Annotated in this window: 14 protein-coding genes; 12 read left to right on the top strand and 2 right to left on the bottom strand. The window is 72.5% G+C overall.

All coding sequences use genetic code 11. The features are described from left to right. The first annotated feature begins 111 nt into the window (after positions 1-111). The 10 genes from ACFY1H_RS25665 (at position 112) to ACFY1H_RS25620 (ending at position 10,106) form a co-directional block, all read left to right on the top strand. Positions 112-1,434, top strand: a complete 1,323-nt coding sequence (locus ACFY1H_RS25665) for an MFS transporter (protein WP_366582227.1) — start codon at positions 112-114, stop codon at positions 1,432-1,434. A gap of 46 nt (positions 1,435-1,480) precedes the next feature. Then, complete coding sequence (truB, locus tag ACFY1H_RS25660) at positions 1,481-2,395, top strand: tRNA pseudouridine(55) synthase TruB (RefSeq protein ID WP_386950234.1); 915 nt, start codon at positions 1,481-1,483, stop codon at positions 2,393-2,395. Between the two features lie 48 nt (positions 2,396-2,443). Then, a complete protein-coding gene (locus ACFY1H_RS25655; protein WP_386950539.1) occupies positions 2,444-3,409 on the top strand; it encodes a bifunctional riboflavin kinase/FAD synthetase in 966 nt (321 codons plus the stop codon). 150 nt (positions 3,410-3,559) lie between these two features. Then, entirely contained in the window at positions 3,560-4,033 is a 474-nt protein-coding gene (locus ACFY1H_RS25650) for a helix-turn-helix transcriptional regulator (protein WP_285965649.1), read from the top strand. A gap of 4 nt (positions 4,034-4,037) precedes the next feature. Next, a complete protein-coding gene (thpR, locus tag ACFY1H_RS25645) occupies positions 4,038-4,541 on the top strand; it encodes an RNA 2',3'-cyclic phosphodiesterase (protein WP_386950230.1) in 504 nt (167 codons plus the stop codon). Between the two features lie 141 nt (positions 4,542-4,682). Continuing rightward, positions 4,683-4,952 (top strand): 30S ribosomal protein S15, encoded by a 270-nt coding sequence (gene rpsO, locus ACFY1H_RS25640; RefSeq protein WP_360602627.1) that lies wholly within the window; start codon positions 4,683-4,685, stop codon positions 4,950-4,952. Between the two features lie 242 nt (positions 4,953-5,194). Beyond that, positions 5,195-7,462 carry a polyribonucleotide nucleotidyltransferase gene (locus tag ACFY1H_RS25635; protein ID WP_366582224.1) on the top strand — a complete coding sequence of 756 codons (2,268 nt, stop codon included), beginning with the start codon at positions 5,195-5,197 and terminating at the stop codon, positions 7,460-7,462. Positions 7,463-7,552: 90 nt separating this feature from the next. After that, positions 7,553-8,917: a pitrilysin family protein gene (locus tag ACFY1H_RS25630; RefSeq protein WP_366582223.1), complete on the top strand. Its 1,365-nt coding sequence runs from the start codon at positions 7,553-7,555 to the stop codon at positions 8,915-8,917. After that, positions 8,914-9,663 (top strand): 4-hydroxy-tetrahydrodipicolinate reductase, encoded by a 750-nt coding sequence (gene dapB, locus ACFY1H_RS25625; protein WP_386950225.1) that lies wholly within the window; start codon positions 8,914-8,916, stop codon positions 9,661-9,663. Before ACFY1H_RS25630 ends, dapB begins: the two co-directional genes overlap by 4 nt. Then, positions 9,660-10,106 carry a tetratricopeptide repeat protein gene (locus ACFY1H_RS25620; protein WP_386950222.1) on the top strand — a complete coding sequence of 149 codons (447 nt, stop codon included), beginning with the start codon at positions 9,660-9,662 and terminating at the stop codon, positions 10,104-10,106. The genes dapB and ACFY1H_RS25620 overlap by 4 nt, the downstream gene beginning before the upstream one ends. Positions 10,107-10,183: 77 nt before the next feature. On the opposite strand, the gene ACFY1H_RS25615 is transcribed toward ACFY1H_RS25620, so the two are convergent. Further along, the gene (locus ACFY1H_RS25615) at positions 10,184-10,699 is read right to left on the bottom strand and encodes a hypothetical protein (RefSeq protein WP_360602618.1); all 516 of its coding nucleotides are present in this window, start codon (positions 10,697-10,699) and stop codon (positions 10,184-10,186) included. A gap of 167 nt (positions 10,700-10,866) precedes the next feature. On the opposite strand from ACFY1H_RS25615, the gene ACFY1H_RS25610 reads away from it, so the two are divergent. Beyond that, on the top strand, positions 10,867-11,346 hold the full coding sequence (locus tag ACFY1H_RS25610; protein WP_386950219.1) for a GtrA family protein: 480 nt from the start codon (positions 10,867-10,869) through the stop codon (positions 11,344-11,346). Here ACFY1H_RS25610 and ACFY1H_RS25605 read toward each other — a convergent pair. After that, positions 11,336-11,896, bottom strand: coding sequence for a GNAT family N-acetyltransferase (locus tag ACFY1H_RS25605; protein WP_386950216.1), 561 nt, complete (start codon positions 11,894-11,896; stop codon positions 11,336-11,338). The two genes, ACFY1H_RS25610 and ACFY1H_RS25605, sit on opposite strands and share 11 nt — an antisense overlap. Positions 11,897-11,960: 64 nt before the next feature. Between ACFY1H_RS25605 and ACFY1H_RS25600 the strand changes: the two genes are divergently transcribed. Next, on the top strand, positions 11,961-13,175 hold the full coding sequence (locus ACFY1H_RS25600) for a DNA glycosylase AlkZ-like family protein (protein ID WP_366582218.1): 1,215 nt from the start codon (positions 11,961-11,963) through the stop codon (positions 13,173-13,175). The last annotated feature ends 598 nt before the right edge of the window (positions 13,176-13,773 follow it).

Genomic DNA, 13,773 nt, shown 5'->3' with positions numbered 1-13,773 from the left:
GCGAATCCCACCGAGGTAACGGCTATGTTTCGAGGTTGCTGAGGCGATACAACGATCGAGGCGGCAGCGTCGTCGTCTTTCCCCGACGACCGCTACCCGCAGGAGGAAACCTTGTCGCCCGGCCGCGCCACCGTCCGGTCCTGGCTCATCTGGCTCACCGCCGTCTTCGTGTACCTGCTCGCCGTGTTCCACCGCACCTCGTTCGGGGTCGCGGGCCTGGAAGCGGCGGACCGGTTCGGGGTCGGCGCCGCGGCGCTCGGCACGTTCACCGTGCTGCAGGTCGGGGTCTACGCCGCCATGCAGATCCCCACCGGCGTGCTCGTCGACCGCTACGGCCCGCGCCGCGTCCTCACCGCCGCCGTGCTCATCCTCGGCACCGGGCAGCTGCTGCTCGGCCTCGCCGAGAGCTACGGCGTCGGCCTGCTCGCCCGCGGCATCCTCGGCCTGGGTGACGCGCTGACGTTCGTCAGCGTGCTGCGCCTGATCGCCGCCCACTTCCCGGCGCGGCAGTACGCGTTGATCACGTCGTTCACCTCCGCCGTCGGCTACATCGGCAACCTCGCCGCCACCGTGCCGCTGACGCTGCTGCTCGCCGGTCCCGGGTGGACGGTCACGTTCGTCTCGGTCGGCGCGCTCACGCTCCTGGTCTCGGTGCCGGTGGTGCTGCGCGTGCGCGACACCCCGCTCGGCGTCCCCGAGCCCGAGCGCAAGCCGGTGCACCCGGCGCTGCTCGCGCGCCAGATCCGCGCCGCGTGGCGCGTGCCCGGCACCCGGCTCGGCTTCTGGACGCACTTCAGCACGATGTTCGCGCCCAACGTGCTCACGCTGCTGTGGGGCGTCCCGTTTCTCGTCGAGGGCCAAGGCATTCCGGCCGCCACGGCGAGCGCGATGCTGACCGTGTTCGTGTTCGGGTCGCTGGCCGGCGGCCCGGTGCTGGGCACCGTGATCAGCCGCCACCCGGAGCTGCGGATGCCGATCGTCGGGGGCTACCTCGGCACCGCCGCCGTCACGTGGGCCGTGCTGCTCGGCTGGAACGGGCACCTCCCGCTCGGGGTGCTCGGTCCCGCGTTCGCGCTGCTGTCGCTCGGCGGCCCGGTGTCGATGATCGGCTTCGCGCTGGCGCGCGACTACAACCCGATCGAGCGCGTCGGCACGGCGACCGGCCTCGTGAACGTCGCCGGGTTCGTCGCGACGACGGTGACCTCGCTCGTGGTCGGCGTGCTGCTGCAGTGGACGGGCGGGAACTTCCGCGTGTCGCTGCTGAGCGTCGTGGTCGTGCTCGGGCTGGGCACGTGGCGGATGCTCGTGTGGTGGCGCCGCGCCAGGGCGCACGTGTTCGCCGCCGAAGCCCGCGGCGAGGACGTGCCGGTGCGGCTCACCCGCCGGCGCTGGGACGGCGAGGTGCCGGCCGAAGCCGCGGCCGTCGCCGCCTGACAGGTGCTCGCCGGTCCGAACCGGACGTCTCGATAGGGTTCGCCCCGTGTCTCGCCCGAAAGAACCGCGCCGCCCCGCTCCGCCGCCCGGTCTGCTCATCGTCGACAAACCGGCCGGAATGACGTCGCACGACGTCGTCGCGAGGGCGCGCCGGATCATGGGGACCCGCAAGGTCGGCCACGCCGGCACGCTCGACCCGATGGCCACCGGCGTGCTGGTGCTCGGCATCGAGCGCGCCACCAAGCTGCTGGGCCACCTGGCGCTCGACCGCAAGACCTACCTCGCGACGCTGTCGCTGGGCAGCTCCACCACCACCGACGACGCCGAGGGCGAGGTGCTCACCGAGGGCGACCCCGCGGTGCTCGCGAAGATCACCGACGAGGAGCTGGCCGCCGGCGTCGCCGAGCTCACGGGCGACATCCAGCAGGTGCCCAGCGCCGTCAGCGCCGTGAAGATCGACGGCAAGCGGGCCTACGCCCGGGTGCGCGCGGGGGAGGACGTGGTGCTCCCGCCGCGGCCCGTCACCGTCTACCGCTTCGACGTGCTGGCGATTCGCCGCGCGGACGACCGGATCGAGCTCGACGCCGTGGTCGAGTGCTCGTCGGGCACCTACGTGCGCGCGCTGGCCCGCGACCTCGGCGCCGGGCTCGGCGTCGGCGGGCACCTGCTCGCGTTGCGCCGCACCACGGTCGGGCCCTTCACCCTCGCCCGGGCGCGCACGCTGGAGAAGCTCGAGGAGACGCCCGAGCTGTCGCTGGACCTCGACGCCGCCGTCGCCGCGGCCTTCCCGCGCCGCGACGTCGACGCCGCCGAAGCGCAGGCCGTGCGCCACGGCCGCGCCATCCCGGCGGCCGGCATCGACGGGACCTACGGCCTCTTCGCGCCCGACGGCCGCGTGCTCGCCCTGGCCGCCGACACCGAGGGTGTGGCCCGGTCGGTGGTGGTCCTGCTGCCCGCATAGGGTGGGTCGCGGTTGGGCGAGAGACCGGCACGGGGAGAGTTGACGACAGTGCAGCGGTGGCGTGGCCTCGGGGACCTCCCGGGCGGCTGGGGACGGTGCGTGGTCACCATCGGCGTGTTCGACGGCGTGCACCGCGGGCACCAGGTGCTCATCTCGCGCACCGTGCGCGCGGCGGCCGAGCGCGGGGTGCCGAGCGTGGTGCTCACGTTCGACCCGCACCCGTCGGAGGTCCTGCGCCCGGGCAGCCACCCGGCGCAGCTGACCACGTTGCGGCGCAAGGCCGAGCTCGTGGAGGCCCTCGGCGTCGACGTGTTCGCCGTGCTGCCCTTCACCCTCGAGCTCTCGCGCCTGTCGCCGCACGAGTTCGTGCACGAGGTGCTGGTGGACCGGCTGCACGCCGCCGCCGTGCTGGTGGGCGACAACTTCACCTTCGGCGCCAAGGCCGCGGGCGACGTGACGCTGCTGCGCAAGCTCGGCAGCCGCTTCGGCTTCGTCGCCTACGGCGCGGAGCTGCAAGGCCGCTCGCTCGCCGACGACCGCATCGCCAACGACATCACCTTCTCCTCCACGTACGTGCGCTCGTGTATCGACGCCGGCGACGTGGTTGCGGCGGCCGACGCGCTCGGGCGCCCGCACCGGCTCGAGGGCATCGTCGTGCGCGGCGACGGCCGGGGCCACGACCTCGGTTACCCGACCGCGAACCTGTCGACGCCGCGGTTCGCCGCCGTGCCCGCCGACGGCGTGTACACGGCGTGGTTCACCCGCCTGTCGGACCCGGGCCGGCGGCTGCAGGCCGCGGTTTCGGTGGGCACGAACCCCACGTTCTCGGGCCGCGAGCGCACGGTCGAGGCGTTCGTGCTCGACGTCGACGAAGACTTCTACGGCCAGCACGTGGCGCTCGACTTCGTCACGCGGCTGCGCGACCAGGAGCGGTTCAGCCGGTCCGAGCAGCTGGTGGAGCGGATCGACGACGACGTGGCGCGCACCCGCGAAGCGCTGGGCGCCGAAGACTGACGTCGTTCCCCCGGACGGGGTCCGGCCGGGGGCGGAATGGGCGGTTCCGGCCGCCCGGGCGCGGGTCCGGTGGCAAGATACTCACGGGCGGGTGAAACGGTCCGGGCACGCCGGTCCGGCCGGACGAGGGGACCAAGGGGAGCGGAACTGGTGGAGGACCACAAGATCGTCCAGCGGAACGTCGCGCTGCAGCGGGAGTGGTACGGCGAACCGCTGGGTGACCGGGTGCGCAGGCTCGTCGTGGCCTTCGACATCTCGCAGGCCTACCTCGCCGAGGTTCTCGGCATCAGCGCCCCCATGCTCAGCCAGGTGATGAGCGGCCGGCGCGCCAAGATCGGCAACCCCGTGGTGCTCGCCCGCATGATCATGCTCGAACGCAAGATCCTCGTGCCCGACGTCGCGGCGGGCAACCGCGACGCGATGCAGGCGGCGCTGGAGGACGTGCGCGACTCGCGGCCCACGGTCGGGCGCGACAACATCCCGGTGGGCTCCGACGAGCGGCTGGTGCTCGCCGCGCTGCGCGAGGTCGCCGAGGAAGAGGACCTCACCGAGGCCGCGAAGCGCCTCGACGACGACTTCCCGATCCTCGCCGAGCTCCTGCGCCGCGCCGGCGCCAGCCACTAGCTTCGTGCGGCTGTTCACCGCGCTGCGCCCGCCGGCCGACGTCGTCGCCGCGGTGGCCCTGTCGCTCGGCGAACCCGGTCCCGGCCTGCGCTGGTCGCCGCCGGAGGACTGGCACGTCACGCTCGCGTATTACGGTGAAGCGGACCCGGAAGAACGGGCCGCCGACCTCGTCCCCGCGCTGGCCGGCCGCCCGGCCGTCGACGTCCGGCTGACCGGCCCGGGAACCTTTCCCGGCGTGCTGTGGCTGGGCGTCGCGGGGGACGGGCTGACGCGGCTCGCGGAAGCGGCCGGCGCGGACCAGGAGGAACGGCCCTACCGGGCGCACCTCACGCTGGCGCGGTACCCGCGTGACCGCCGGGGCGCGGCGACACCGTGGACGCAGCGGCTCGCCGGGTTCGCCAGTCGCGAGTGGACCGCCCGCGAGGTGGTGCTCATGGGCAGCGCCGAGACGTCGGGCCCGCGCTACCGGGCGCTGCGGACGTTCCCGCTGGGCCCCGCCGGAACGTGAACCGCGCCTGAAGGCACTGATCACACGGCTGGTAGCCTTGACAATCGGGTCCGGCTGCAGTCCGTGGCGGCCGAGACCGACTACCCGGCCGCGCAGCGCGGTGCGGGCCCCACGGCACTGATTCAACGAGGAGCAACACCAGTGGCGCTGTCCACCGATGAGAAGAAGTCGATCCTGGCCGAGTACGGCGTGCACGACTCGGACACCGGATCCCCCGAGGCCCAGGTCGCGCTGCTGACCAAGCGCATCGTCGGCCTCACCGAGCACCTCAAGGCTCACAAGCACGACCACCACTCGCGTCGCGGGCTCCTGCTGCTGGTCGGCCGTCGCCGCCGGCTGCTGAACTACGTGATGAAGGTGGACATCGAGCGGTACCGGTCGCTGATCCAGCGGCTCGGCCTGCGCCGATAGCGTGACCCGAGGGGGAGTGACCGGTCCGGTCGCTCCCCCTCGGTGCCAGAAGAGAAGAAACGGCGCGAGCGCGCTGGAGGATCCGTCCGCCGGTCCTCGGTAGTGGTTCCCGGGTGAGAAGACTGCGAAGTCCCGGGAGCTTCGATCGAAGACCGGCCTCATTCCTCGAGCGTCCGCGGGCGAACCGGGTCCCAGGGTGGGAGACTCGCGCCGGACGAAGCACAAAAGAGGAGATACACCCTATGACCGACTCCACCGGAGTCACCGTGCACGAGACCGAAGCCGTGATCGACAACGGCCGGTTCGGCACCCGCACCGTGCGTTTCGAGACGGGCCGCCTGGCCAAGCAGGCCGCCGGCTCCGTCGTCGCGTACCTCGACGAAGAGACCATGCTGCTCTCGGCCACCACGGCGTCGAAGCACCCGAAGGAGCACTTCGACTTCTTCCCGCTGACCGTGGACGTCGAGGAGCGCATGTACGCCGTGGGCCGCATCCCCGGCGCGTTCTTCCGCCGTGAGGGCCGCCCGTCGACCGACGCGATCCTCACCGCCCGCCTGATCGACCGCCCGCTGCGCCCGTCGTTCACCGACGGTCTCCGCAACGAGATCCAGGTCGTCATCACCGTCCAGAGCCTCAACCCGGACGACCCGTACGACGTGCTGGCCATCAACGCCGCTTCGGCGTCGACCCAGATCGCGGGCCTGCCGTTCTCCGGCCCGGTCGGCGGCGTGCGCGTCGCTCTGATCGAGGACCAGTGGGTCGCGTTCCCGACCTGGTCGCAGCTGGAGAAGGCCACCTTCAACATGGTGGTCGCGGGCCGCATCGTCGGCGACAGTGCCGATGACGTCGCGATCATGATGGTCGAGGCCGAGGGCACCGAGCACACGCTCGACCTGATCGCCGCCGGCGGCAAGGCGCCCGACGAGGCCGCCGTGGCCCAGGGCCTCGAGGCCGCCAAGCCGTTCATCCGCGTGCTGTGCGAGGCGCAGCAGCGCCTGGCCGCCGACGCCGCGAAGCCGACCGGCGACTTCCCGCTGTACCCGGCCTACCAGCCGGACATCTACGAGGCCGTCGCCGCGATCGCGACCGACGACCTGGCGAAGGCGCTGACCATCGCCGGCAAGCAGGACCGCGACGCCGCGACCGACGAGGTCAAGGCCACTGTGCTGGCGAAGCTGGGCCTGGGCGACGGCGAGGCCTTCGAGGGTCGCGACGGCGAGGTCGGCGGCGCGTTCAAGGCGCTGACCAAGAAGATCATGCGCCAGCGCGTGCTCACCGAGAAGATCCGCATGGACGGCCGCGGCCTGACCGACATCCGGTCGCTCTCGGCCGAGGTCGCCGTGATCCCGCGGGCCCACGGTTCGGCGCTGTTCGAGCGCGGCGAAACCCAGATCCTGGGCGTCACCACGCTGAACATGCTCCGCATGGAGCAGCAGATCGACTCGCTCTCCCCGGAGACGACCAAGCGCTACCTGCACCACTACAACTTCCCGCCGTTCTCCACCGGTGAGACCGGCCGCGTCGGCTCGCCGAAGCGGCGCGAGATCGGCCACGGCATGCTCGCCGAGCGCGCCCTGGTCCCGGTGCTGCCGAAGCGCGACGAGTTCCCGTACGCGATCCGCCAGGTCTCCGAGGCGCTGGGCTCCAACGGCTCGACCTCGATGGGCTCGGTCTGCGCGTCTACGATGGGCCTGTTCAACGCCGGCGTGCCGCTGAAGGCGCCGGTCGCGGGCATCGCGATGGGCCTGGTGTCCGACGAGGTCGACGGCGAGACGCGCTACGTCGCGCTGACCGACATCCTCGGCGCCGAGGACGCCCTGGGCGACATGGACTTCAAGGTCGCCGGCACCAAGGACATCATCACCGCGCTGCAGCTCGACACGAAGCTCGACGGCATCCCGTCGGAGGTCCTCGCGGCCGCGCTGAAGCAGGCCAAGGACGCACGGCTGACCATCCTGGAAGTCATCGCCGAGGCGATCGACGGCCCGGACGAGATGAGCCCGTACGCCCCGCGCGTCACCTCCGTGAAGATCCCGGTCGACAAGATCGGCGAGGTCATCGGCCCGAAGGGCAAGATGATCAACTCGATCACCGAGCAGACCGGTGCCGACATCTCCATCGAGGACGACGGCACGATCTACGTCGGTGCGGCCGACGGCCCCTCGGCCGAGTCGGCGATCGACCTGATCAACGCGATCGCCAACCCGCAGCTGCCGAAGGTCGGCGAGCGCTTCCTGGGCACCGTGGTGAAGACGGCCGCGTTCGGCGCGTTCGTCTCGCTGCTGCCGGGCAAGGACGGCCTCGTCCACATCTCGAAGCTGGGCAACGGCAAGCGGATCGCCAAGGTCGAGGACGTGGTCAACGTGGGCGACAAGCTCCGCGTCGAGATCGCCGACATCGACAACCGCGGCAAGATCAGCCTGATCGTGGTCAAGGAGGACGACGCCGCCGACGCCAAGCCGGCCGAGGGCGCCGAGGGTGCCGACGCCGAGAAGTCCGACGCCAAGTAAGTCCTTCATATCTGAAAAAGAAGTCCCGTCGAAGGCCTCCTCGCGGAAGACGCGCGAGGAGGCCTTCGCGGCATCGTGAGTAAGGAACCCATGGCACGGCAGGTTTCCGGGCACGAGCAGCCCGTCGGCAGCACCCGCACGCTCGAGTCCACTCCGGACGGTGCGATCGTCAGGCGCAGCGTGCTCCCCGGCGGCCTGCGGGTGATCACCGAGTACGTCCCGGCGTCGCGCTCGGCGACGGTGGGGCTGTGGGTGGGCGTCGGTTCGCGCGACGAGCCGCTGGCCGTCGCCGGCGCCGCGCACTACCTGGAACACCTGCTGTTCAAGGGAACCGCCAACCGGGACGCCACGCAGATCGCCGAGGAGATCGACGCCGTCGGCGGCGAGTTCAACGCGTTCACGGCCAAGGAGCACACCTGCTACTACGCGCAGGTGCTCGATGCCGACCTGCCGCTGGCCATGGACCTGGTGACCGACGTGGTGTTCGAGGCGCTGTGCACCGACCGCGACATGGACACCGAACGCAGCGTGGTGCTCGAAGAGATCGCGATGCGCGACGACGACCCCGAGGACCTGCTGCACGAGACGTTCGTGGGCGCGATCCTCGGCGAGCACCCGCTCGGCCGGCCGGTGCTGGGCACCGAGAAGTCGATCACGGAGATGTCGCCCACGGCGTTGCGCGGCTTCTACAAGCGCCGCTACACGATGCCGCGGATGGTGCTCGCGGTCGCCGGGAACGTCGAGCACAACCAGGTGCTTCGCCTGGTGCGCAAGGCTTTGGGCGATCGGCTCAACGGCGCGGGCGTCCCGGTGCCGCCGCGCGCCGGCCGCGCGCGCATCCAGACCGTGCCGAAGCTGGCGCTGCACACCGACGACACCGAGCAGGCACACGTGATGCTCGGGCTGCGCTCGCTGCCGCGGCACGACGAGCGCCGTTTCGCGTTGTCGGTGCTCAACGCGGCGCTGGGCGGCGGCATGAGCTCGCGGCTGTTCCAGGAGATCCGGGAGCGGCGCGGGCTCGCGTACCAGGTGTACTCGTCGGTGGCGAGCTACGCCGACACCGGGCACATGGCCGTGTACGCCGGCTGCCAGCCGGAGCGGCTCGGGCAGGTCGCGGGCGTGATCCGCGAGGTGCTCGACGGCGTCGCCGCCGACGGGCTGACCGACGCCGAGGTGGCGCGCGCCAAGGGGCAGCTGCGCGGCGGCCTGGTGCTGGGACTGGAGGACACGTCGTCGCGCATGTCGCGCATCGGCAAGAACGAGCTGAACTACGGCCGTTACCTGGGTGTCGACGACACCGTGGCCCGCGTGGACGCGGTGACGACCGAAGAGGTGTGTGCGCTGGCTCGCACTCTGCTGCGCCGCCCCGGTGGGGTGTCGGCGGCGGCGGTCGTGGGGCCGTACGCTCACGCCGACGACCTGCCGGACGATCTGCACGAGGTGATCGCGTCATGACCGACTCCCCGATCCGCGTCGGCGTGCTGGGCGCGCGCGGCCGCATGGGTGCGACGGTGGTGAACGCCGTCGAGGGCGCCGCCGACCTGAAGCTGGTGGCCGCGCTCGACGCGGGAGACGACTTCGCCCCGCTGGGCGAGGCCCAGGTGGTGGTGGACTTCACCCACCCCGACGCCGTGATGGACAACCTGCGGTACCTGATCGAGCACGACTTGCACGCCGTGGTCGGCACGACCGGGTTCAGCGAGGAGCGGCTGGACCAGGTGCGTTCGCTGCTGGCCGGGAAGCCTTCGCTGGGCGTGCTGGTCGCGCCGAACTTCGCGCTCGGTGCGGTGCTGGCGATGCGCTTCGCGGCGCAGGCGGCGCGGTTCTACGCGTCGGCCGAGATCATCGAGCTGCACCACAACCGCAAGGCCGACGCCCCGTCGGGCACCGCGTCGCACACCGCGCGCATGATCGGCGAGGCGCGCGCGGCGGCCGGCCTGGAGCCGGGTCCGGACGCCACGACGTCCGAACTGGACGGTGCCCGCGGCGCCCGCGTCGCCGAGGTCCCCGTGCACTCCGTGCGGCTGCCGGGTTTGGTGGCGCACGAGGAGATCCTGTTCGGTGGCGAGGGGGAGACCCTGACCATCCGGCACGACTCGCTGGACCGCACGTCGTTCATGCCGGGCGTGCTGCTGGGCGTGCGTTCGGTGGTGTCGCGCCCCGGCCTCACGGTCGGCCTGGAGAACGTGCTCGACCTGTGAGGGCCCGCAACGTCGCGCTGCTGCTGACCGCGGCGCTGGTCGTGTACCTGGTCCTGCTGGCGGACCGGGCGGTGACGCTGTTCGCCACCGGTACGCCCGCGGGCATCGCGCTCGGCGTGGGCGTGTTCGTGCTGCCGCTGCTGGGTGTGTGGATCGTGGTCGCCACCTGGCGGTCCGGCCTGCAGATCCAGCGCCTCTCGCGCCGCCTCGACGCCGAAGGCGCGCTGCCCGACGTGTCCGACCTCCCGCGCCGCCCGTCCGGCCGCGTCGACCGCACCGCCGCCGACGCCTGGTTCGACGCCCGCCGCGAGGAAGTCCAGGCCAACTCCGAGGACTGGCGCGCCTGGTACCGCCTCGCCTACGCCTACGACATCGCGGGCGACCGCCGCCGAGCCCGGGCGACGATGCGCAAGGCCGTGGAACTGGAAGCCGCGGACCGCTGAAAAACAGGGGTCGCCGCGGAACAGGGGTTGCCGTTCCGCGGCGTTCGTGCGGGCCGGCGATTCGGCGACGACCCGGCTCAGTGCATCCAGCCCGCGAGCAGCGCCGGTGACGCGGCCAGCAGGCTGAACCGCACCCAGCGGCCCGCCAGCCCCGCGGCCAGGAACGTGACCAGCCGCATCCGCACCATGCCGGCGAGCACGCTCGTCGCCATGAAGGGCGGGAGGCCGATGAGCGAGCTGACGCCGTAGGTGCCCGCCATCCAGTGCGGGTGACGCTGGCAGCGTTCGCGCAGGGCTTCGATCTTCGAGCGCAGCACTTTGGTGCGCCGGTGCCAGCGGTCCCGGCGGGCGCTGGGCACGCGTTCGCGGTGGAGGCGGTCGTGCAGGAAGCGCGGGAGGCGGATGGAGCCGCGCGCGGCGAGGTAGTACAGCAGCTTGCCGGCGATCTGGCCGACCGCGACGGCCGCGCCGAGCCACAGCCAGTGCACGTCGTGCTGGCTGGCGCAGAGGCCGACGACGAACAGCTCCGCGTTCACGACCGGCACGATCGCCGAGCCGAACGCGACGCCGAGCGTCACGAGCAACCAGCCCATCGTGCCTCCCCCCTGAAGTGAACCCCCCGAAGTGATCCTCGTCATTCGAGGCTAGCAGTCGTCACGAAAAGGTCACGGGGGCTAACCCCCCTATTCCGGCGGGTGCTGACCCCAGAAGATCACCTGGACGTTCGGTTCAGGACACCTGCGCCTGCCACCATTCGGGCGTGACCGACGTGCCCTTCGCCGATCGCTTCGCCGGGTTCTGCGCGGCCGTCGTCCGAGTCCTGCCCTTCGGGCTGTCGCGCCTCGTCGCGCCGAGCTTCCTCGGGTTCGTGATCATCAACGGCTTCACGTTCGGCGTCGACCTCGGGCTGCTGACGGTGTTCCACAGCAGCTTCGGCTGGCCCGTGTGGCTGGCGATCAGCGCGTCCTACGTGCTCGCGTTCGGGCTCAGCTTCGTGCTCAACCGCGCGCTGAACTTCCGCTCGCACGCGCCCGTCGGGCGGCAGGCGGTGCTGTACGTGGTGGCGATCGGGGTGAACTACGCGGCGTTCCTGCTGGGCGTGGGCGCCGGGCTCGCCGCGCTGGGCATGGAGTACCACCTGTCGCGGCTGATCGCGGGGGCGTGCGAGGGCGTGTTCATGTACTCGGTGATGCGCTGGGTCGTCTTCGCGAAGCGCGAAGAGCCCGCCGTCAGTGCGTGAGCTCCAGCTGCAACGTGCCGGTGAGGCGCACTTCGCGCAGCGTGCCGCGGCCCGTGTCGAGGGTGCGGACGGTCCCGTCGGGCGCCCAGCCCGCGCGGCGGTAGAAGCCGAGCGTCGGGTGGTCCGACTGCGCGACCCACGTGACTCCGCGGTCGAGCCCGTCCCGGCGTAGGTCGGCGGCGGCCGTGCCGAGCAGGCGGCCCGCGTGCCCGCGGCGGCCCCAGCGCGGCTCGACGACGAGCGTCGCGATCAGCGCGGTGGTGGCGGCGTCGGGCGGGGCGGCGCCGTCGGCCGTGGCGATCTCGTCGGCGGGCGCGGGGCCGGCCACGCAGTAGCCGACGGTGAACTCGCCTTCCACCGCGACGTACACGCGCGTGCCGGGGAACTCGATGGTCTCGGCCCACGTGCCTTCGAGGTCGGCGGCGTCCAGCGCGTCGATGGCCTCGGCGCCCAGCAGGTCGGTGTAGGCCGCCCGCCAGGTGAGGCGCTGGATGCGGGCGATCTCCGCGGCGTCGGACAGGCTCGCGGGGCGGACTTCGGCGGCACTCACGCAGGGGAATCTACCGCCCGCCGTCGCGGAAACTGTCGGGGGCGGCTGGCACGATGGACCGACCATGCAGACGATCAGCCTTCAAGCGGCCCGCCGCACCGCGCTGGCCGCCCAGGGGTTCGCCGACGCGCGCCCCGCCGCGCCGCCCACCCGCCGGCACCTGGCCAAGGTGCTTTCGCGCGTTCAGCTGCTGCAGCTGGACTCCGTGAACGTCGCCGTGCGCGCCCACTACATGCCCGTGTTCTCGCGCCTGGGCGCCTACGACCAGGCGCTCCTCGACGACGCCGCCTGGGCCGACAGCGCGCGCAGACCGCGGATGCTCGTCGAGTCGTGGGCCCACGAGGCGAGCCTGCTGCCGATCGAAGACTGGCCGCTCCTGCGCTCCGGTGCCAAACGTGACGGCTGGTGGCGCAACTACACGCGCGTGGTCGAAACCGTGCCCGGCCTGATCGACGACGTGCTCGCGATCGTCAAGGAACACGGCCCCATCGGCGCGGGCGCCATCGAGAAGGCGCTCGAAGCGGAAGTCGCCGGCCGCGGTCCGGGCGCGTGGTGGGAACGCTCGGTGGTCAAAAAGGCGTGCGAGTACCTGTTCGGCCTCGGTCGCCTGTCCACGGGCACGCGCCGGTCGTTCGAGCGGCTCTACGACCTGACCGAACGCGTGGTGCCGCCCGCGATCCTGTCCCGGCAGATGTCGGCCGAGGAGGGTGCCCGCGGCCTGATCGACCGCTCCGCCCGCGCGCTTGGCGTCGCCACCGAGACCGACCTGCGCGACTACTACCGGCTGGGCCCGGACGTCGCGCGCCAGGCCGTCGCCGAGCTGGTCGAGGAGGGCACCCTGGAACCCGTCCAGGTCCGCGACTGGCGCGGCATCGCCTACCGGCACACGGCCGCCCGCACGCCCCGCGCGATCACCGGCCGGGCCCTGCTGTGCCCGTTCGACCCGCTCATCTGGGAACGCGCCCGCACCGAGCGGCTCTTCGGCTTCCGCTACCGCATCGAGATCTACGTGCCGGAACCCAAGCGGCTCTACGGCTACTACGTCTTCCCGTTCCTGCTCGACGGCTCCCTGGCCGCCCGCGTGGACCTCAAGTCCGACCGCGCCGCCGGCGTGCTGCGCGTCCAGGGCTCGTTCGCCGAGGAGGGCGCCGACGTCCCGCGCGTCGCCGCCGAGCTCGCGGGGGAGCTGGCGCACATGGCGGCGTGGCTCGGCCTGGACGGCGTCGCGGTGGGACCCCGCGGCGACCTGGCGGAGGCCCTGTCACGCGCCGTGCGCTGACCGGCGCCTGAACACGTTGCGGGGCAAGGGCTTTCACTGGAGGTGGCCGTCGAGAAGCGGCGGGCCGGAACGGGTAACCGGAGCGGGGGAGCGGTTCACCTGGCGGCAGGGCGCCTTGACGGGTGCGGTTGTCCGGTGTGTCGCGGTGAGCTGGGCCCGAACGCGTTGCGGGGCAAGGCTTCGCATCGGAGTGGGGTGTGCTGCGGCGGCACGGTCGCGTTGTTTGCGCGTGCCGTGCGCTGAGCCGGCCCTGACTGCGTTGGCGGGCTGCGTTCGCGCCGGAGACGGCGGCCCGCGAGACGCGGCAGGCCGGGCCGGATGCCCGGAACGGAGGAAGCCGCACCCGTGACCAACGGGCCGGTGCCGGCGGCGCAATGCCTGGCGGTGCCGCTGCCGCGAGCCGACCCGAGCCGAAATGCCCTGCGGGACAAGGACTTGGCGCCAAGGCCGCTGCGGATACGAAGCGGGGGGGGGGGGCGGCGGGGGGGGGGGCGGCCCCCCCCCCCCCCCCCCCCCCGCCCCCCGGGGCCCCCCCCGCGGCGCCCCCCCCCCCCCCGGCCCCGCCCCCGGGGCCCCCCCCCCCCGCCCCCCCGCGGGG

The organism is Amycolatopsis sp. NPDC001319 (assembly GCF_042896185.1).
Lineage (GTDB): Bacteria > Actinomycetota > Actinomycetes > Mycobacteriales > Pseudonocardiaceae > Amycolatopsis.
This window is presented reverse-complemented; position numbering and strand designations above follow the sequence as displayed.